Genomic DNA, 21,276 nt, shown 5'->3' on the forward strand with positions numbered 1-21,276 from the left:
GCGCGAATGTTACGCTTAGAAGAAAAATCCTGTCAACTCTCAACCGGATTATTGGCTCGTTTCCAGCCTGGCATAAGCGGCTACCAGCCATTTAATCCCTTCACCCTGAAACGCAATTTGCAACCGGCAATGTTCCCCGCTGCCTTCTATATTGATAATCGTCCCTTCACCAAATTTAGGATGACGTACACGCTGCCCAAGCGCGTAACCACTGTCACTGGCGCTGATTGGCGTACCAAGCCGTTTGTGACTAACCGGGCGGGAGACGGTTGCCCGCAGGCGAACTTCTGCCACGCATTCCACCGGAAGTTCACCGATAAAACGCGAGGGACGGTGATGCACTTCCTTACCATATAACCGACGACTTTCCGCATAAGTCAGTGTCAGTTTTTCCATCGCTCTGGTCACACCGACATAGGCCAGACGGCGCTCTTCTTCCAACCGGCCGCCCTCGTCAATGGACATCTGGCTCGGAAACATGCCTTCTTCCATACCGACAATAAAGACTTGTGGGAATTCCAAACCTTTCGCTGAATGCAAAGTCATCAGTTGCACCGCATCCTGACTGGCATCTGCCTGACTTTCACCCGATTCAAGTGCGGCATGGGACAGGAAGGCCTGCAATGGCAGCAGATTTTCATCTTCGTCCTGATAGCTGAATTGGCGGGTTGCGGTGACGAGTTCTTCAAGGTTTTCAATACGCGCCTGCGCCTTTTCGCCTTTTTCCTGTTGATACATCGCCCATAAGCCAGAATCACGGATAATACGATCGGTCTGTACATGCAATGGCATTTCCTGAGTCTCTGTTTCCAGCGCTTCAATTAACTCAATAAAACGCTGCAAAGCAGAGGCCGCCCGACCCGCCAGCACTTTTTCCTGTATCAATAATAAGCAACTTTCCCACAAGGTTTTTTGCTGATCACGCGACACCTGACGCACAACATCGAGTGTTCTGTCACCAATGCCACGGGTTGGCGTATTGACCACGCGTTCAAAAGCCGCATCATCGTGACGGTTTGCGACCAAGCGCAAGTAAGACAAAGCATCTTTGATTTCCTGACGCTCGAAGAAGCGCTGACCACCGTAAATGCGGTAAGGCATGGCAGCCTGCAACAGTGCTTCTTCCAAGACACGGGATTGCGCATTGCTTCGATACAGGATCGCACACTCTTTCAGTGCCCCGCCGTTATCCAACCAATGCTTAATACGGCTGACAACATAACGGGATTCATCCAGCTCATTGAAGGCGCTATAAAGGGCAATCGGTTCCCCTTCACGCCCTTCTGTCCATAAATTTTTACCCAAACGATCATGATTATGGGCAATCAGGGCATTAGCCGCCTTGAGGATATTGCTGGTCGAACGATAATTCTGTTCCAGACGGATTGTTGCCGTTGCCGGAAAATCGGTGAGGAAGCGCTGAATATTTTCGACCTGAGCCCCACGCCAACCATAGATGGACTGATCATCATCCCCGACAATCATGACCTTGCCACTCTCACCAGCCAGAAGACGGATCCAGGCGTATTGAATACTGTTCGTATCCTGAAATTCGTCCACCAGAATATTGGTGAAACGTGTACGATAATGTTGCAGGATCGGCGGCTTGTTCAACCAGAGTTCATGCGCTCGCAGCAGTAATTCCGCAAAATCCACCAATCCAGCGCGATCACACGCTTCCTGATAGGCCTGGTAGATTTTCAGCCAGGTCGCCTCGACCGGATTGCCATAATTTTCAATGTGCTGTGGGCGTAAGCCTTCATCTTTTTTGCCATTGATGTACCACATTCCCTGACGGGCCGGCCACTGTTTGTCATCCAGATTCATCGCTTTGATGATGCGTTTGATGAGACGATGCTGATCTTCGCTATCGAGGATCTGAAAATCCTGCGGCAAATTAGCATCCAGATGATGAGCGCGTAACAAGCGGTGAGCAAGACTATGGAATGTGCCAATCCACATGCCTCCCTGACTGGTGCCAATCAGGTTTTCAATGCGATGCCGCATCTCAGCCGCCGCTTTATTGGTAAACGTAACCGCCATGATAGAAAATGGCGCCGCATTTTCAACTGAGAGTAACCATGCGATCCGGTGAACCAATACACGCGTTTTACCACTGCCAGCACCGGCCAGAACCAGCATGTTACTGCGAGATGCTGCGACCGCTTCGCGTTGTTTGTCATTGAGACTTTCGAGCAGATAAGAAACGTCCATAATTACCATCAGTTGTCAGCGGTGACTGGTTTAACATCATAAGATCAACAAGTCAGGCTGTTTTTTATAGAGATTACAGCCTGAAATTATATCAGTGCTATTAAAGAAGCTAAATCAGAAATCTCAACATGTGGGATCAGACGCCCTTCCGGTTCTTGCATCAAATTTTTATTCCCCATGTTGATCCAGCAAGACTGCATACCACAATAAAGCGCCCCTTTGACATCGGTATTCAGATTATCCCCCACATGCAGAATCTGATGTACAGGTAGGTTCAGGCGCTCTGCCGCCACATGGTACATATCAGGGTAAGGTTTAGCACGCCCATCAACGCCCGCTTTCAGAACAAACGCAAAATAAGGTGCCAGCCCACAGGCGGCCGGTTCCGCATTCCCATTGGTAATTGCCACCAACGGGATTTTTTCCGCCAATACCGCCAACGTCTGATGAGTCGATTGTGGAACAGGAATTTGATTACGCCAGTAGGTAAAGCAAGACATGATTTCATCTGTACCACGGACGGCTTCCTCATGATTGAAACCATAATGGGTAAACATGAGTTCTGCGGACTGGCGACGCCATAATGTCATATTGTGGTAAATATCCGGTTCCCGTTCAAGAATGGCCTGACGGTACACATGCAGATCTTCATGCTCAAAATGACCGAACCGAGCATCGTACTGCCTGATAAAACATAACACTTCTTTTTCGGTTTTCTCGATGACAGGATGATTATCGTAAAGGGTATCATCCAGATCGAAAGTCATCGCAGCAAACGGCGCGAGCGGCCGATAAAAACGCATTATGATTTCCCTCGTTTGGCTCTGGGGTGCGCCACATCATAAACTTTTGTCAGGTGTTGAAAATCCAAATGGGTATAGATCTGGGTGGTCGACAGGTTCGCATGACCCAATAATTCTTGTACTGCCCGCAGATCACCACTGGATTCCAGAATATGTGTGGCAAAAGAGTGACGTAATTTATGGGGGTTGATGTGACTGCTAACACCTTGCCGAATCCCCCACTGTTCAAAGCGTTTCTGTACGTTACGGGCCGAGATGCGTTTCCCGCTCTGGCTGGAAATAAAAACCGCATCATCTTCCGGTTTAAATAATTCCCGCATTTCCAGCCAACGCTGGAGCCATGCCTGCGCCATACGGCCAAACGGCACTTTTCGCTCTTTGCTACCCTTGCCATGAACCCAGACTTCCCCACTTTCCAAATCCAGATGACGACAATCAAGCCCGACCAGCTCAGACAAACGCAATCCCGCACCATACATGACTTCCAACATCGTTCTGTCACGCACTGACAGCGGATCATTCAAATTAATGTTGAGCAGTTGATTCACTTCGTCCACATCCATATTTTTAGGCAAGTGGCGTTTTTTGCGCGGGGTACTGACTGTTTTAGCGGGATTTGCCTCCAGTTTATTTTGCATGACCATCCAGTCAAGAAAACAACGCAGAGAAGAAAGACGCAGGGCAAGGCTGGCAGACTGTAATCCCGCTCGACGACTGCGGGTCGTCAACATTCTGACTTTAGCCGGGTCCAGATCCGGCCACTGATCGATGCCCATCTCCAGTGACATTTGCGCCAAAACCACCAAATGACGTCGGTAGTTAGTAATGGTGACGGGGCTTAAGCGTCGTTCAACCCGCAAATAGAGCAGAAAGTCTTCCACAGGAGCTAACAGTAAATCAATCGGTTGGCTCATGCGCGTTCAATCCAACGGGACAATAACCCCGGTAGCAGCTTCGCCAAATGGTCGAGCATGTCAGTCCCCATGTCTTCGTGATAATGCTGTTTATTGTGGCTATTGAAAATCACCATGCCTAAATCCCCGTGTGATCCCAGCAGGGAAATTGCCACAGAACCCACATGGCGCGCCTGTGGCATTAACAGGAGGATCTCCGGGCCATGTAAGCGACCAAGATAATGATTTTTTTCACCAAATCGTTTAATACGGACAGTTTCAAAGGCGTAACGGGAAATCGCCAACTCAGGGGCGTTTTGTGGTGCCCCCAGATGCCATTTATCACTGAATAACCGAATATAACTGTTACTCAATCCAAGTGCTTTTGACCATGAACTCAGACAGGAGAGAAACGCCTGCAAGCTCTGAACGCCAGAGAGATCAGACAGAAGTTGCAATAAACGGCTAAACAGTATTTCATTCTGCTTCGCCTGCTCGACCAAGTGGTTCAGGTCGTCTTCCAGATAACAGATGCGTTTCCTCTGGCGATTCATATGCCATTCCATCAAAGAGATACATTCCCGTACCGGATGGGGAATCTTGATCTTATCGACCATACTCGCATTACGGATAAAAAATTCCGGATTATTCACCAAATAATCCACTACAGCTTGATCATTCAGTCTTTTTTCGATGTGCAATGGATCGTTTTTTTCACTCATTTTCCAGTGCCCCATATTTCAGGAATGACTCAGTCAACACAGAATCAATCACAAATGAATCGTACCATCATAGATGTGGGTTGCTGGCCCGGTCATAAAAAGGGGGTTACCCGGCCCATCCCAACGAATTTGCAATATCCCCCCTGGAAGATCAACTCGAACTTGCTTATCCAGCAGATCCTGTTGAATACCGACTGCGACAGCAGCACAGGCTCCGCTACCACATGCCTGCGTCTCACCAACACCACGCTCAAAGACACGCAAGCGGATATGCCCCCGGTTCATTATCTGCATGAAACCAATATTAGCCCGTTCAGGAAAACGTTCATGGCTTTCTAATACAGGCCCCAAGATTGCCACTTCGGCCGTGTCTACATCATCAACCGCTATAACGCAGTGAGGATTCCCCATTGACACAACCCCACAGAGCACGGTGCGTTCGACAGCGCGAATAATATAGGTTTTCTCCGCTTTATGCGCGCGGAAAGGAACACGCTGCGGTTCAAAAACCGGTTCTCCCATGTTGACACAGACTTGATCATCATGTGTGATGCTCAACACCATCCGCCCTGCTTGCGTACTGACCTTGATGTCACGTTTATTGGTCAGCCCCTTCAGACGAACAAAACGAGCGAAGCAACGTGCACCATTACCACACTGAGAAACTTCACTACCATCAGCGTTAAAAATGCGATAGTGAAAATCTAAGTCAGGATCATAGGGGGCTTCAACAATCAAGAGCTGATCAAAGCCGACCCCCGTATGTCGATCAGCCAGACGACAAATTAACTCTGGAGAAAAATAAACATTTTGGGTCACTGCATCAACGACCATAAAGTCGTTGCCAAGACCATGCATTTTGGCGAACTGCATATATGACTCCAAGATAGCTCACTGGCGCGAGCCACTCTCACTAAGCACCCATTGATATATTGTCTTTTGATCCCCGGTTTTCTGATGCCAGGTTTTTTGACCATTTTTCTGGCTGTGCCTTATCCATGTTGTGCATAGAAACCGATGCCGCAGGGGGAAAATAGAGCGGACCTTTCAAGCCACAACCTGTCAGAGAAAGTAATGTTATGATAGTCAGTGACCAACGAAGTTGTTTTTTCATCATATTAATGCCTGTGATTCATATGCTAATACTCTCTATAATCGCAGCTAGGCCCTGAAAAGCAAATAGGAAATAAACATGAACGATAGTGAATTTCATCAATTGGCCGACCAATTGATGCTTCATCTTGAAGAGCAACTGGATAATTACGATGGCGATTCAGATATTGACTACGAAACAAACGGGGGGGTGATGACGCTGAGTTTTGAAAACGGCAGTAAAATCATCATTAATCGTCAGGAGCCTTTCCATCAGGTATGGCTGGCAACCAAAAGCGGCGGCTACCATTTTAATTATCGGGATAACCAATGGATCTGCGATCGCAGCGGCAATGATTTTCTTGCCATGCTGGCACACGCCATCACTGAACAGAGCGGTGAGTCCTTTCAATTTTCATGAGCCTCTTTCACTGGCAGCGATAAAACAGTGATCCCATAAAAACAATCGTTTAATAGCAACAGGCGCCTAATGTACTGTGGGCGCTTGTGTTAACAGGATGAATATCTTCATTTTTATCAATAATGATACAGTGAACGATAAGGTTCATTCGCACATGTTTCATCACGTTGCCCATCAACATGAGTCCTTTCATTATCCACGTCAATACCATCCACCGGGAACACGCCATCGATAAATGGTGCAACATGGGTACGTTCACCTTTTTGCGCAATTTGATAGAACTGCGGCAAGTTGAAGTTGATAAAACTGGAACCATAAGTAAAACGATCATGCGATGATGAATAAAAACGGCTGATATCCTGCACTAACTCTTCTTTGCTGCCTTCACAATGAGAATAAATTTCTACCCGATTGGATTCATCAAGAATATAAATATTGAACCCCTGTTCTTTTTCAATATCCTCGAAAAAGAACTGAATAATCCCCTCACAGGCAAAACCATCAATGACTGACGGTAAATGTTTTTCTTTAGTATCAATTTTAACAGGTAAACCATGCAGTTTCGTATTGGAAATCGCGCCGTAGAACTCTATTGCGTTTTCCAATTTTTGCACCGATACGTTTAACCGTTCGAAAAACAGCCCCCATGTTTGCCCTGAAATCCGTAACGCCTTAAAGCGATTTGGATCTTGTCGATTACTGGACAAACGTAGCTCTATACATTCGGAAATTAATTGCTGGATACGTGTACGGATCAAACCACGTAAGTGTGCGCTATAACAGAAAACTTCAACATCAGCAGGTGGTGCTGCATCTCGATGCATTTTACCCAATATGGTTTTTAAGGCTTCCAGTACTGATTGTTCCCCACTGAAATGTAAGGTTCTCACTTCGTTCCACGAATTGCGATACAGTAAATCAATGCTCCCGACCAGACATTGTTGCGATTCGCCAAAACTGAAAACATTCAGATTTCTTAAATCAAAGCGGACAATGTGCTCGGAAAAAGCAGCCGTTGGATCTTGCTCTAAATTAACAATAATCGCCAAGTGACGAATTTCACAAGGGCTGTATAACGCTTTTGGTGTGGGAGCGGGTAAGCGGATCGGGAAATGCGTCGCAATATCATCCACCAAATCACCCAGTTTTTTCCTGTCACACTGGGATTGCCCATGATGCATATAGAGTCGGGTTTCTTTGGTCAGCAGGCCATTGAAATAAGTCCAGGCAACCAATTTATTCAGGTAACGGTTATATTCCAATGGCTGATGACCCACGATTGATTCAATCGTGGGAGCATGATTGTAAAGATACCAGCCACTGCGGTTTGCCCGCCCCGGCGGCACATAAATGAAGGTCAAATCTTTTTCTGACAGATCCGGTGATATCTGAGGATTCACCAACGTCACTTTACCGGGCAAGGCTTCAAAAGCCGCATACAATTTACGGGTCAATACACCAATATCTTGCGGGCTGGCACTGATACTCAAATTATTACGGCGGGCAAAACGGATAAGGTTGCGATAACTCTGCATCATGGTATCAAGCAATTCATTATGGGCGTCACGCACCTGCTCAATTTTCCATGCGTTACGATTATCCAGCATCGTCAATTTACTTTCATCCCAACCCCACTCACGCACTAACTGGGATATCACCTGCCGACGCCATCCAGTACAACCTTGATCATCCCGGCTTTCCAGCACTTTCTCGCATACCTTCAGATAGAAACAACGACGCGCCAAATCAAGGCGCGTAAGGTCGTTCGTAGCAACAAGATAACGGGTTACACGCTCCAGCATCATGCTATAGGCATCAAGCCCAAAGGAAACTATTGCGCCATCATGAAAATGTTGCTTCATTTCCATCGCCAACAGTTTTCCATTGGGGTATTCCCATGAATACGCTTCCAGCAATAGGCTTTTCAATACGGCTTTATACGGCGAATCCACACTTTTATAAAGCTGCCAGAGACTCGCGCCAAAATATTCTTCTGCAGATAACTCGCTCAAGCCGCCCAGATCTAACCACTCATTGGGAGTCAATACGCCCTGAGCATAGAGCGAAAGCACATATTCATCGTAATGTGCTTCCTCTTCCACCGGCACCATGGCCCAAAGCAAACGTTTACCCGCCATGCAAACCGCCGTGCGATAAAATTCATCAAGCAGAAGAATATGTTGGGTAGAGCCGCAGTCTTCACCATTCAGACTGCCGCTGGCGTTATGCCGAAAACGGTTTTCATCAATCAGAAAAAAGGTCACTTCAATACCCTGTGAAGCGGCCCACTGCGTTATCAAGGTGCATTTTTGTTCCAGCAAGGCTTTCTCATCATTGTCCAACCAGGATTGATGACAAACCCAAATATCGACGTCAGAAGAACAACTTTGCCCGATCGAAGAGGTGCTGCCCATAGAGTAAATGCCCGTAATCGGTAATTCACCATTGGATTTATGCGATGAAACCGCTGGCAAAGCAGCAATAAGTTGGCTGTCCAAAAACGGTTGTGATTCATCAGGCATAAAAAAGCAAACGCCATGAGGAATATCGCCTTTGATATAACCGGGCATCATTGGATGATGGTAATGTAATAATACTGGAATTAAATTATAAACTTGCTTAAACACATCGCCCATTAAGCTGGTGGCGCGTTCTAATCTAAGTTGGTTAATTGCATCCAGTCGCTGCTTTAGCGTTTCAATATAGAGATACAAGAGTTTCGCCTGATATCAGTTCCAGTGCCTAAAGTAGTCCCCTGTTTCCGATCATGCGTGGTCTTAAAAGAGCATCTAGAATTATTTTTACAAACTTATTGTCGGAAACGTGATCAATTTAACACCTTGCAGTCAAAGCGTAAAGCCTGCCCTACCATCTTTTCCTGTTCACTGCAATAAGCAAAATAGAATTAACTCGTTGTAAAATATTAAGTTAATCACGAAATAAACATAATAATCTATTTTTTAACCTCACAATTTAAACACGTTCTTATCATTCGATAATTTTTCCTATCGCGGAAGTAACGCATTGTCAGTACATCACGTCTTCCATCCTTTATTTAATCTCATCTTTTTTTATTGTTAAATATCTTCACTGTATTTTTATTATCAAGTTGAACATAAATGTCAATCTGCTTTTAAATCAAGCTGTTTGTTTATTTTCTCCATCCAAAAAAAATATTATTTTAATCTTTAAAATTCTTTTTATCTTATAACCTGTCTATCCATAGACTCTTTCAATCTTTCCTGGCTTCTTCGTCACTGGAAAAAAAATCATTGAAATGTTAAAACTGACACTATTTTCTCACTAACTGGTGGTTAAAAACGACGATTCCCAAACAACGCCAGCTTGTTCAGCGATCAATAAAACAACAAGTGGGCAGGGAAATAATTAGAAACCATGAGTTAATACGATTATTCAATATATTTATCCATGACAATGAAAACCATTCGCATCGCTACCCGCCAAAGCCCGCTGGCTATGTGGCAAGCACAATATGTTCAAAAACAATTAGAACACTTTCATCCAGATCTGCACGTTGAGCTGGTTCCGATGGTAACTCGTGGTGATGTGATCCTCGATACGCCATTGGCAAAGGTAGGCGGTAAGGGGCTGTTTGTAAAAGAGCTGGAACTGGCACTACTTGAAAAGCGCGCTGATATTGCCGTCCACTCAATGAAAGATGTCCCTGTCGAATTTCCCGATGGTTTAGGGTTGGTCACCATCTGCGAACGGGAAGATCCACGCGATGCTTTTGTTTCAAGCGCCTATGCTTCCCTCGACGACTTACCCGCAGGCAGTGTTGTTGGTACATCCAGTTTACGTCGCCAATGTCAAATCCGTCAGCGACGGCCTGATCTTGTGGTTCGTGACTTACGCGGTAATGTCGGCACTCGGCTGAATAAGCTCGATAACGGCGATTATGATGCCATTATTCTGGCCGCTGCCGGCCTGAAACGTCTCGGCCTGGAAGCACGAATCCGTATGCCGTTAGAGCCAGAGTTCTTGCTGCCCGCTGTCGGTCAAGGTGCGGTAGGTATTGAGTGTCGGCTCAATGATCATCAGACTCGTGCGCTGTTATCCCCTTTGAACCATGCAAGAACAGAAGTTTGTGTTCTCGCTGAAAGAGCGATGAATACCCGTCTTGAAGGTGGCTGTCAGGTGCCAATTGGCAGTTACGCCATCTGGCAGGAAGACGCTATTTGGCTACGCGCGCTGGTCGGTCATCCTGATGGATCAGTGATCGTGCGGGGTGAACGGGTGATATCACCCAAAGAGGCTCGTCAGGCGGGTGTCGCATTGGCGGAAGAATTGTTGGAGAAAGGCGCACGCCAGATCCTGGACTGCGTATATCAGAGGAATTCACCCGAATGAGTATTCTGATCACCCGCCCTGCTCCCACTGGAGAGGCATTGGTCAGGCGGCTGCGTGGTCTTGGCAAATCCGCCTTCAGCGCCCCTCTCATCGAAATTTATCCGGGAGCTGATTTGCCGTTACTGTCGCAAAAACTGCAATGGCTATCCGCGGGGGATCTGGTTTTTCTATTATCAAAAAATGCTGTCCATTATGCGAATGAACAGCTTATTCAAGAAGGCCAGTTATGGCCTAATCAGCTATCCTATTATGGTATTGGTAAATCCACTTCCCTGATGTTTCATCAATGCACGGGGTTGGAAATAGCCTACCCTGAGCAAGGTGAAACCAGTGAAGATCTGTTACAGCTTCCTGCCCTACAGAGCATGAGCAATAAAAAGATATTATTGCTCCGAGGCAATGGTGGCCGCGAAGTCATTGCTTCAACACTCCGGTTTCGGGGAGGTGAAGTCGATTACTGTGAATGTTATTCTCGTCAGCCAGTCAAATACGATGTATCTGGTTTCAGTCGTCATTGGCAGCGATGTGGTATACAAACCATCGTTGTCACAAGTGGCGAAATGCTGCAACTGTTATATAACTTAGTCACTGATAGCGATAGAAAAGCGTGGTTATTGCGTTGTGACCTGATTGTGGTCAGCGAACGCCTTGCAAATATTGCCCAAACATTGGGCTGGCAAACAATAAAAGTCGCTAAGAGTGCAGACAATGATGCCTTAATCCAGGCGCTGGAATAAATTAATATGGGATGTCCATAATGACGGAACAAAAGCAATCCACAGATGCTGCTGAAACCAAACTCCCTCAGCAGGATGCAACACCGCCCCGAAAACCGAAACAGCGTGGATGGGTCAGCAGTACGCTCTCAATCGCCATTTCGCTGGCGATAGGTATCGGTGGTCTTTATCTTTATTATCATCATCAACAGCAGAACGCGGAATTAAGTGCTGACAGCCTCACTCTCCGACAAGAAGTTGCCTCGCTGGTACAACAGCAGTCTGCCAATGAGCAACGTTTTGCTAGCGAACTCCAGGAACTAACAACGGCCTTACAACAAGCCAGTTCGCAGAACCAGCAGCTCAATAGCCATGTGGCTGAACTGCAAAACCGTATTTCAGCACTTTCAAATACAGACATCGAAAACTGGCGACTGGCACAAGCAAGCTCTCTCATTAAAATGGCTGGCAGGAAGATATGGAGCGAACAGAATATCACCACGGCCATCGCCTTGCTGAAAGATGCCGATCAAAACCTTGCTGAAATGGGTGATCCTAGTTTGCACTCTGCCCGTAAAGCGATCATGGTAGATATCGATTCTCTGACCAAAATAAAACAGATTGATTTGGATGGCATTATCCTGATGCTAAATCAGCTAGCAAACCAAGTCGGGAATTTGCACCTTGCCAACAAAATCGAACAAGCGGCATCGGAGAAAGCCAACCAACATGATATTACGACCTCACTGGCTGATTGGCGTCAGAACCTGAGCAATAGCTGGCACAGCTTTATGGATAATTTTATTACTATTACCCCGCGTGATGACAGCAAAGCACCGTTGTTAGCCCCCAATCAGGGCGTTTATCTTCGTGAGAATATTCGTGCCAAACTGCTGATCGCCGCACAAGCCGTGCCACGCCAGCAGGTTACAATTTATCAGGATGCATTGACGGATGTTCAATCCTGGGTGAAGGCTTATTTTGATCTCTCTAATCCGGAAGCAGAACACTTTTTGAACAGTGTTGATTCACTGCAAAAAAGACCGCTCTCTATTGATGTTCCTGAACAGCTAAGCAGCCAACCCATATTGGCAGAGCTGGTACGTAAGCGGATCTACCATTTACCGCCTGCCGAAGTGTCACCTAAGACCAAACCATTACCTCATTCCACCCAATACCAAACAGGTGACCCATCAGAAACTCAGCCTGAAGCGCAATCACTGTCAACGACAAGCGAAACCACCGATCCCGCAGCAGAGGAGATCTGAACATGCTAAAAGTGTTATCACTGTTCATTGTCCTTATTGCCGGGATTGTACTCGGCCCGTTAATGGCGGGTCATCAAGGGTATGTTTTAATTCAGACGGATAAAAATAATATCACCACCAGTATCACCGGGCTGGTGATCATCTTCCTGCTGTTGCAGTTTCTGCTGATTTTTATCGGTTGGTGTTATCGTCGATTAAAACGTACCAGCACGTTCACCCATCGCTGGATCTTTGGTGGATATAAACGTCATCGTGCTCGTTCTCAGACGAAACAGGCATTGCTGAAATTCGCGGAAGGCGATTTCAAACAAGTTGAGCGTCTGATGACACGCAATGCCAACCATGCAGACGAGCCTGTCGTCAACTACTTACTGGCAGCGGAAGCCGCGCTGCGACGTGGTGATTATTTCAATACCCATCAATATATTGAACAGGCGGCAGACGTGGCAGGTAAAGACCAACTTCCCGTTGATATTACCCGTGTCCGTATCCAACTGACACAAGGCGACATTCATGCCGCACACACGGGGGTAGATAAACTGTTAGAACATGCCCCTCGTCACCCTGAAGTACTGCGATTAGCAGAAAAAGCTTATTCTCTTTCAGGGGATTACCAATCTTTGATTGATCTTTTGCCCGCTATGCGAAAAGTTAATCTGCACACTGAAGAAGAGATCCAGAAACTGCACCAACAAGCCTATATTGGGTTAATGAATCAGATTATCGCGGAGAAAGGCAGTACTGGACTGAAACGATGGTGGAAGGATCAAAGCCGAAAAATTCGCCATGACATTATGCTACAAACCGCCATCGCCGAACATTTCATTGAGTGTGATGATCACGAAGCTGCTCAGGAAATTATTTTAAATGGATTAAAACAGCAGTATGACGAACGTTTCTTGCTCTTAATTCCCCACCTTAAGACAAATGACCCTAGCGCCATACAAAAAACACTCTCTCACCTGTTAAAGCAGCACGGCGCAACCCCGCTGCTCAATAGCACCGTGGGACAAATTGCTTTACGTCATGGTGAGTGGGCGAAGGCTGAATCAGCATTTAAAGCAGCGCTGACACAACGACCAGATGCTCATGATTACGCGTGGCTTGCCGATGCGTTGGACAAATCGCACAAGCGAGAAGAAGCCATCCAAACCCGCAGCAAAGGCTTTATGTTGATCTTAAAGCGTGATGATGACACCGCAGCATAAAAGCACCTCACGGCACACCTCGGTTAACAATCATCTGCACCTGGAAGCAATTGAGTGGTTAACCCAGGTGTCTCTAGATAAAAAAAACACCTGTCGAAAAAGACAGGTGCATAAATACAATCAGGTCTACAGACGGAGAGTGCCTCACTCAACGTTGTGTCCGGTTTGCGATGAAAAGACATGATGCTTACTCATCTATAACATGGACGATAGGCACTGAAAATCAGCTCTACATCATCTCGGGGTTTATGAAGCGGTAAGCTGTCATAACAAGTGAGATGAGTATCTACAATCTTATATCTTGCATTTTACATGCCAACTTTTCCTATCAGGATCAATAGCCCTGAGCTCAGGGTTAACTGACTTTCCATAATTGATAGTCTGACTTTCACCAAATATCGTTAAAATACCGTCTCTCATTTGCGACGCACATCGGGCCGTTTACATATAGATGATATAAATCATTCAGTTAAATGTCTCCTATTTGAGACATTTCGGTGTCTGGTTTGTCGTTGAAATACAACAAAAACACAAATAAATATTAAAAACAAAAAGTTGCAATCTCACTCACAACAAAAACAGGGAATGTTGTGCTAAAAAAATTAAACAGAAATTAAAAGAAATAAAGAGGAAATTTTTCATTAACCGAAAAAATAGAGAAAAGACCAAAACGGGAGGCAAGCAGAAAAAACGTATGCAAATAAATCCGTTAATCATAAAAGAAAAACCCCGCTATATGCGGGGTTTTTCAGAATCTGGTCGGCGAGAGAGGATTCGAACCTCCGACCCACTGGTCCCAAACCAGTTGCGCTACCAAGCTGCGCTACTCGCCGAAATCTATCTTTTTATCTCTTTTATGGTGCGAAGGGGGGGACTTGAACCCCCACGTCCGTAAGAACACTAACACCTGAAGCTAGCGCGTCTACCAATTCCGCCACCCTCGCGTTTCATAAAAAAGATGGGGTGGCTAACGAGACTCGAACTCGCGACGACTGGAATCACAATCCAGGGCTCTACCAACTGAGCTATAGCCACCATAACAGTTATCTTTTTACATACTGCTATCTTTCACAACAACGCCATTAACCACGATAACCCATTACCACTGCTCTTGCACGCTTTAAATGGCGCGCCCGACAGGATTCGAACCTGAGACCTCTGCCTCCGGAGGGCAGCGCTCTATCCAGCTGAGCTACGGGCGCTTAACGCCGTTGCGGTGGAGGATAGTACGGATTTAATGTCGTACTGTCCAGTGCTTTTTTAAAAGAAATGATGCGTTTGATTGCTCTTTGCTCATTTAGTTGATAAAGACAGCACATCGCCACCGCAATATCATCATAAACAGTTTTACTGTGCAAAATTAAATCAGGAAAACGACATTGATTTTTTTTGTGAATACCATTTATGCAGCCAATAAATTAATGACACGATCAACAAAAATACGCCCCCGACTATCAGTGAAAAACGGGTATCAGGGTTAACGGCCATTCCCACCAAGACACAGAAAAGGAAAACCAATGTCAGATAATTGACATAGGGGAATAGGATCGATTTGAACTGATGCTGCTTCATCGCTTCCTCATGATGCTGACGGAAACGTAATTGACTGACCAGAATCACAAACCACGGCACCATACCCGGTAATACACTGGCACTATAAACGTAAACAAATACGGATTTCGGGTTTGGGATCAGATAATTCAGGCTGGAGCCGGCAATCAGACAACCAATCGTGATAGCAACACACCTGACCGGCACACCATTTTTCGACAACTTCAGCAATGAAGCTGGCAATTGACGATTCTGCGCCAAGGCATACAGCATTCTGCCGCCGCTGTACATGCCACTATTACAACCTGAAAGCGCTGCGGTCAGCACAACAAAGTTAATCACCGCCGCCGCAGAAACAATACCGACTTTCGCAAAAGTCATCACAAACGGGCTGCTATGTGAGCCGACTTCTGTCCACGGGAACAACGTCACAACAATAAAAATGGCACCGACATAAAAAATCAGAATACGCCACAAAATATTGTTGATCGCTTTTTTCAGGGTAACCTGTGGTTTTTTCGCTTCACCGGCAGTAATACCAACCAGCTCTACCCCCTGATAGGAAGCAACAACAATACAAAGCGCAAACAAAAAGCCTTTCCAGCCCCCGGAGAAGAAACCACCATGTGAAGTCAGGTTATCCAAACCCATAGGTTGCCAGTCATTGCCCAGGCCAAAGAAAATCAAACCAATACCAATCAAAATCATCACAATAATCGTTGTGACTTTGATCATGGCAAACCAAAACTCTAACTCACCATACAACCTGACCGCCGCCATATTAGCTAAAGCAACCAATCCAACCGCGAGCAGTGCCGACACCCATTGAGGCAAGTCAGGGAACCAAAATTCAGCATAGACGCCCACGGCAGTGATTTCCGAGATCCCCACAGAAACCCACATAAACCAGTAGCCCCACGCTGTCAGGTATCCCCAGTAAGGGCTGATGTACTTATGCCCAAAAGCGGCAAAAGACCCTGTTACGGGTTCAAGAAACAACATTTCTCCCATCGAACGCATGATGAAAAAAACAAAAAGTCCAGCAATAATGTAAGCCAGTAAAACTGAGGGACCGGCCCATTTCAACGTACTGGCTGACCCCATGAACAACCCTACGCCGATTGTGCCGCCTAGCGCAATCAGCTCAATATGACGTGCCTCAAGTCCCCTTTGCAGGCTCTGTTTTGAATCACTCATAAAACTCCCTATCCACTTTTATGATGTCTATATTTGCAAACAGAAAAAATACAGGAATTGATAATCAATCGTTGTAAAGAATGCCGGGATCAAAGCACGTTTTGCCAATCAGTGGAATAAAAAATTATAAAAATGGGGCAATGTCTGTTTTATGTAACATCGCAGTTGAGAAGAGCCATCCACTGTGACGGCTTTTTGAACACACAACAAGATGACTTTTTCATGTTTTTAGAAACATAAAAAACGCTGTTTAATACCGCGGGTATCAAATCAAGATTACAGCTTGCCGCTGTAATAATAACCAAGAAATTTCAACAACTTGAACTGTCTACGAATACGACTTGGCTGAGAAAGCAGACGATATAACCACTCCAGACCTAAATTTTGCCAGATTTTCGGTGCACGTTTGACCAGCCCGGTGAAGACATCATATGTTCCACCAACCCCCATATACAAAGCATCAGGATGAACTTTGCGGCAATCGCGCATAAAAATTTCCTGTTTAGGTGATCCCATGGCGACAGTAATAATTTCAGCACCACTGGCTTGAATCCGCTTAAACACCTCATCACGCGTTTCTGGCGTAAAGTACCCGTCTTGACTGCCCACGATATTGACATTCCATTGACGGCGTAATTTGTTCTCTGTCTGTGCCAATACATCCGGTTTACCGCCAACCAGGAAAACCGGAATACCGGCACGCCCGGCTCGTTCCATCAGAGCTTCCCATAAATCAGCACCTGCAATGCGCGATACCTCCGTATCAGGGTATTTACGGCGTATGGCGCGTACAATACTAATCCCATCTGCGTATAAATATTCCGCCTCGTCCAATAACCTATTCAGTGCATTATCTTTTTCCGCTGTAAGCACTTTTTCTGCATTAATCGCAACCAAAGTCCCTGTTTTTACTTGCTCATTCTGAAAAAGATGGTCAAGGAAATGTGACATGCTACGGAATCCCCAGATACTGAGACCCCGAATGCGGTATTTGGGAATGTTATTCAACGCCATTTTCTTTCCTTACATCCAAAAGAACAGATGTTTTTCGCGACACAGCCAAATTATTGACCACTAATTTTCGAATCAGCCCCGCACTTTCAAACAGCCAATACAGCAATTTCGCCGCCACCAGACACAGGCCGAAGATAATACAAAAGAACACAACCCGCGAAACGAAAGAATCGACACCTTCACGGGCGAGCACAATCATGTTAAATATTGCACCAAAACAGAAAGCCTGCAAAATGGCCGCTTTATAGCGGTTGCTTTCTTGTTTCCCTGCTTCATAAATCCAATCAAACCATTTGATCAGAAAGCCGACGACGATGGCTCCCAGTGGGATAAAAAATACCCCCCCCATCACCACCAGAGAACCAATCAATGTGGGTGAAATCGCCAGACCAGAGTGGTTATTCAATACATCCCACGTGAAATAGTTAGCCGTATTCCAGACCAGATTGGGTCTGTCCGGCCATACCCAATTGGGAATAAAAACATAAAAATCGCGGATAATCGGAGCCAGTCCCTGAAAATCTATTTTGCTGTAATTATCCAGTAACAGCGCCAGGTTTTCCCACGGAGAAAACGTATCTCGCGTCAGATACAAAAACGTATAAAATGCTTCCGCTCCGCTCACCTCCAGGCCATAGCGCTTCAATGCCAGCCAGAACATGCCGACAACACCCATCATCCCGGCAGCAAACAGCATCCACAGTGTGATCCAGCCGCGAACAATCCCGATAAACAGAAACAATGCAAACGCAATAATAATGTTAGCCCGTGTTCCCCCGACGATCACATAAGTCAGGATACCAAACCCGACTGTTCCCACTAAAAAACACAGCCATCGGGCTTTAGTCGGTTTCAGGAAAAAGACCACCAGCATGGCAGGAATAAAGAAATAGAAGAACCGTTTGAGCGCGACACCAGAAACTTTACTGGAAAATATCTGGTTATAAGACTGTAACTTAAACAACAAAAAACCATTCTGCATAAAGAACAAACCGACCGTCACGATAGCAATACCAGCAAGCAGCAGCCACGCCAGATTCGTTTCCACCCGGTTCATCGTAAATAAAGGCTTACGCGGTGAAGTCATCATTAAAGTTCCAGGCTTTAAAGGATCACGATGAGCACAATGGCCAATGTGTGCCTCATTATCAGACCGAGTTTTATAAGTCAGTCGTGTTTTATAAGCCACATAGTAAATCGCGTAAAAACAGCCAGATGCCAGCATCGCATGTAATAGTGAATCGACAGGGACTATCTCTACATCAAACTGAAAGACCAATACGCTGGTCAGTGGAAAGCCAAAATAGAATGTCAGCAAATACAATAATGAGAAAAAGATATTAAAGTTAAAACGGACACGTCGAAACTCTTGATAGATTAAGATGAGGATAAAGGCCAGTGAGATCCCGTACACAACGAAAAGCCCACCGAATTGTGTCAAGGTCATTGAGACTCTCCAGATGCATCCGACAGGGCCGTTTTCCACCCTTCAATGAAGTTGGGATCAAAAAAAGCAATCATTTTTTTGTCGAGGGACAGCATCTGGCGCTGTGCTTCCTGCACCCAGTGTTTATTGAGTTCATCACCATCAAACAGAACAGGTATTTTCTGCTCGGTTAAATCATACCAGAAGGGATTTTGACGACTCAGTACAAACGGAATACCCAATTGAATCAACAAGCAAAGTGTTCCAATACCCTGTTGACGCTTGAAAATGAAATACCCCAAATCACATTGGCGCAACAGTGACACGTATTCATCAAACGCTAATTTATCTTTTACGATATGAACGTGTTGCGCTGGAAACAAAGATAATGCCGCCTGCTCCACACGTTGGATATAAGCCTGGTTATGATCAGGATACCCCATCGGTATCATCACTCTCGCCTCATCACCAAACTGGCGATGGATCTTGTGCAAGGCATCAATATGGCGATTAGATTGATCGCCTGAATTCCCCAATAAGATGGTCATGCCTGCCGGCGATGATGTTTTTTCCTGCAGCGTCAACGCAGGTTCCATCCGGGTCGGAAAATAGAGCAACGAGGATGGCACAGTCGGTTTGTTCTGATTCGAACGAACAGCCTGTTGAGAACCATGCTGGAAGAAATAGTATAGATCACCACGTGTGGCAAAAATATGCCCCACTCGCTTCTGTGCCAAGCGACGAAATAAGTAGAACAAACGAAACTTTAGTTGACGGGATTCTTCATATAAATCAGCACCCCAAACATGCCAAAAAAATTGGTGTCGCTTGATCTTTCCCACCAGTAAAGCCAACCATAAAGCCGCATTAAACTGCCCGTGGAAAAAGAATCGGGCAGTTCTATTCATCTTGGCTTGCTTTATTACCGCCTGTGATAAGGCGGATTTGTCGTTATAAAGTGCAATGCTCAGATTGGGGTAATGCCATTGCCATGTATGGTCCTTGGACACCACCATAAAACACGGTTTGGCAGAAAAATGGATTTCCTGCGCCAGAACGTCATTAAAGAAACGCAGTAACGTTTGATTGTGATGTGGGATATCCGATCCCAAAACGTGAGTTAGGGTTGTCATGCTCGCCTGCGGTAAATAGTAAATACGCTACAACAAAGAATGAAATAAACAATGTAAGTTGCCATATATGACTGAGCAGCGCCCAAAGCGCCATTTACAGGGATCAGCCAATGAGAAAAACCCGTTAGTAAAAGAAATTGGCTGACTTCAGTCAAGACATAAAAACGCAGTGCAGCTTTCGCTATAACCAGATAACCAAAAACATAAGCGCCAACTTTCAACACGTCGCCCACGAATTGCCACGCGAACAGATCCCGCATAGCCATAAATTTATCTGAAAATAGCAGCCAAATAACGAAATCACGCAACAACCAGACCACAAAACTGACCGCAGCCACCGCAGGCAACACAAATTTCAGTGCCTTGATAATTTCACGGGTAATTTCTTGTTTACTTTCCAAACGAGAAAGTGTCGGCAATAAATAGACCGTGAAAGACGCGGTAATAAATTGTAAATACGCATCCGAAATACTGCTCATTCCCTGCCAAATACCCACTTCTTCCCAGCTATAACGCGCTGCCAGCAAGTTTCGCATCATGATATAAGCAACAGGTAATGTTATCGACGTCAGCAACGCCATCAGGGTAAATTTACCCAGATTACTAGCCACCGCACGATCCCACATCGGTTTCAAAACCGAGAACGTTATCACGTTATGATGCAGTATCATCAACCCGGCAGGTAAAACCACTAATGCCGGTATCAATGCCAAACCTGCCAGTGCTCCTTCGTACCCCCCCAGCCAATAACAGAGACCATAGGCTATCACCCCTGTCAAGCTGCCTAAAATCATTGCCAGCGCATTTCCCTTAGCATCCCTGAACCCTTTCAGGATAGCCAGAAAATAATTGGCATAAGCGATCCCCATTTGAATAAATGCGAGCGCCTGCACAACGGTTCGGTAATGCTTGTGGCCGAACAGACCAATACTTATCACCTCACTGAATAAGAGAAAGACCAATGCCAGTAAGGTTGAAAATCCCAAGATCATGGAGGATGAGGTACCCAATATTGTCCTGAGTCTTTCCGGTTGCTGATGATGTTCTGCCACGTATTTGGTGACGCCATTAAAAATTCCGGCACCAGAGAGCACGCCTAGTACGGTAATGAGTTGGCGAAAATTACCCGCTTGCCCAACCCCCGTTGGGCCAAAAGAGACCGCCAGTAGTTTAATGACCAACAACCCCACACCAATCTTGATCAGTGTGGAGCCAGCCGTCCAGACAGAAGATTTAGCCAGTGACAT

Annotated in this window: 17 protein-coding genes and 4 tRNA genes; 5 read left to right on the top strand and 16 right to left on the bottom strand. The window is 45.8% G+C overall.

The window, feature by feature from the left end; genetic code table 11:
- Positions 1–48: 48 nt before the first annotated feature.
- From uvrD to lptM, 6 genes are all read right to left on the bottom strand, one after another.
- The gene (gene uvrD / locus XPG1_RS15640; RefSeq protein ID WP_494545914.1) at positions 49–2,214 is read right to left on the bottom strand and encodes a DNA helicase II; all 2,166 of its coding nucleotides are present in this window, start codon (positions 2,212–2,214) and stop codon (positions 49–51) included.
- An 86-nt stretch (positions 2,215–2,300) separates the two neighbouring features.
- Positions 2,301–3,017, bottom strand: coding sequence for a 5-amino-6-(5-phospho-D-ribitylamino)uracil phosphatase YigB (gene yigB / locus XPG1_RS15645; protein ID WP_045960074.1), 717 nt, complete (start codon positions 3,015–3,017; stop codon positions 2,301–2,303).
- Complete coding sequence (xerC, locus tag XPG1_RS15650; protein WP_045960076.1) at positions 3,017–3,931, bottom strand: tyrosine recombinase XerC; 915 nt, start codon at positions 3,929–3,931, stop codon at positions 3,017–3,019. Before xerC ends, yigB begins: the two co-directional genes overlap by 1 nt.
- On the bottom strand, positions 3,928–4,632 hold the full coding sequence (locus XPG1_RS15655) for a DUF484 domain-containing protein (protein ID WP_045960078.1): 705 nt from the start codon (positions 4,630–4,632) through the stop codon (positions 3,928–3,930). Before XPG1_RS15655 ends, xerC begins: the two co-directional genes overlap by 4 nt.
- Positions 4,633–4,680: 48 nt before the next feature.
- Positions 4,681–5,505 carry a diaminopimelate epimerase gene (dapF, locus tag XPG1_RS15660; protein WP_045960080.1) on the bottom strand — a complete coding sequence of 275 codons (825 nt, stop codon included), beginning with the start codon at positions 5,503–5,505 and terminating at the stop codon, positions 4,681–4,683.
- A gap of 40 nt (positions 5,506–5,545) precedes the next feature.
- Positions 5,546–5,746 carry an LPS translocon maturation chaperone LptM gene (gene lptM / locus XPG1_RS17805; RefSeq protein WP_045960842.1) on the bottom strand — a complete coding sequence of 67 codons (201 nt, stop codon included), beginning with the start codon at positions 5,744–5,746 and terminating at the stop codon, positions 5,546–5,548.
- Positions 5,747–5,824: 78 nt separating this feature from the next.
- On the opposite strand from lptM, the gene cyaY reads away from it, so the two are divergent.
- The gene (cyaY, locus tag XPG1_RS15670) at positions 5,825–6,145 is read left to right on the top strand and encodes an iron donor protein CyaY (protein ID WP_045960082.1); all 321 of its coding nucleotides are present in this window, start codon (positions 5,825–5,827) and stop codon (positions 6,143–6,145) included.
- 116 nt (positions 6,146–6,261) lie between these two features.
- Here cyaY and XPG1_RS15675 read toward each other — a convergent pair whose 3' ends face one another.
- Positions 6,262–8,859: a class I adenylate cyclase gene (locus XPG1_RS15675; protein WP_045960084.1), complete on the bottom strand. Its 2,598-nt coding sequence runs from the start codon at positions 8,857–8,859 to the stop codon at positions 6,262–6,264.
- 715 nt (positions 8,860–9,574) lie between these two features.
- Here XPG1_RS15675 and hemC point away from each other — a divergent pair.
- Genes hemC through hemY form a run of 4 tightly spaced genes read left to right on the top strand, consistent with a single transcriptional unit; the run spans position 9,575 to position 13,708 of the window.
- Positions 9,575–10,516, top strand: a complete 942-nt coding sequence (gene hemC, locus XPG1_RS15680; protein WP_045960086.1) for a hydroxymethylbilane synthase — start codon at positions 9,575–9,577, stop codon at positions 10,514–10,516.
- Positions 10,513–11,253: a uroporphyrinogen-III synthase gene (hemD, locus tag XPG1_RS15685; protein WP_045960088.1), complete on the top strand. Its 741-nt coding sequence runs from the start codon at positions 10,513–10,515 to the stop codon at positions 11,251–11,253. Before hemC ends, hemD begins: the two co-directional genes overlap by 4 nt.
- A 20-nt stretch (positions 11,254–11,273) precedes the next feature.
- The gene (hemX, locus tag XPG1_RS15690; protein ID WP_045960090.1) at positions 11,274–12,500 is read left to right on the top strand and encodes a uroporphyrinogen-III C-methyltransferase; all 1,227 of its coding nucleotides are present in this window, start codon (positions 11,274–11,276) and stop codon (positions 12,498–12,500) included.
- A 2-nt stretch (positions 12,501–12,502) separates the two neighbouring features.
- Positions 12,503–13,708: a protoheme IX biogenesis protein HemY gene (hemY, locus tag XPG1_RS15695; RefSeq protein ID WP_045960092.1), complete on the top strand. Its 1,206-nt coding sequence runs from the start codon at positions 12,503–12,505 to the stop codon at positions 13,706–13,708.
- A gap of 756 nt (positions 13,709–14,464) precedes the next feature.
- Here the strand turns inward: hemY and XPG1_RS15700 are convergent.
- The 9 genes from XPG1_RS15700 to wzxE form a co-directional block, all read right to left on the bottom strand.
- Positions 14,465–14,541: transfer RNA gene (locus tag XPG1_RS15700), tRNA-Pro, on the bottom strand.
- Between the two features lie 24 nt (positions 14,542–14,565).
- Positions 14,566–14,652 (bottom strand) — tRNA-Leu (locus tag XPG1_RS15705).
- A gap of 15 nt (positions 14,653–14,667) precedes the next feature.
- Positions 14,668–14,743, bottom strand: a tRNA-His gene (locus tag XPG1_RS15710).
- A gap of 90 nt (positions 14,744–14,833) precedes the next feature.
- Positions 14,834–14,910 (bottom strand) — tRNA-Arg (locus XPG1_RS15715).
- 163 nt (positions 14,911–15,073) lie between these two features.
- A complete protein-coding gene (gene thrP, locus XPG1_RS15720) occupies positions 15,074–16,456 on the bottom strand; it encodes a bifunctional threonine/serine APC transporter ThrP (RefSeq protein ID WP_045960094.1) in 1,383 nt (460 codons plus the stop codon).
- 276 nt (positions 16,457–16,732) lie between these two features.
- Positions 16,733–17,470: a lipopolysaccharide N-acetylmannosaminouronosyltransferase gene (gene wecG / locus XPG1_RS15725; RefSeq protein ID WP_045960097.1), complete on the bottom strand. Its 738-nt coding sequence runs from the start codon at positions 17,468–17,470 to the stop codon at positions 16,733–16,735.
- Positions 17,457–18,917, bottom strand: a complete 1,461-nt coding sequence (gene wzyE / locus XPG1_RS15730; protein ID WP_045960099.1) for an ECA oligosaccharide polymerase — start codon at positions 18,915–18,917, stop codon at positions 17,457–17,459. Before wzyE ends, wecG begins: the two co-directional genes overlap by 14 nt.
- Positions 18,914–20,029, bottom strand: coding sequence for a TDP-N-acetylfucosamine:lipid II N-acetylfucosaminyltransferase (locus XPG1_RS15735; protein WP_045960100.1), 1,116 nt, complete (start codon positions 20,027–20,029; stop codon positions 18,914–18,916). Before XPG1_RS15735 ends, wzyE begins: the two co-directional genes overlap by 4 nt.
- Positions 20,026–21,276, bottom strand: a complete 1,251-nt coding sequence (gene wzxE / locus XPG1_RS15740; RefSeq protein WP_045960101.1) for a lipid III flippase WzxE — start codon at positions 21,274–21,276, stop codon at positions 20,026–20,028. Before wzxE ends, XPG1_RS15735 begins: the two co-directional genes overlap by 4 nt.

The organism is Xenorhabdus poinarii G6 (assembly GCF_000968175.1).
Lineage (GTDB): Bacteria > Pseudomonadota > Gammaproteobacteria > Enterobacterales > Enterobacteriaceae > Xenorhabdus > Xenorhabdus poinarii.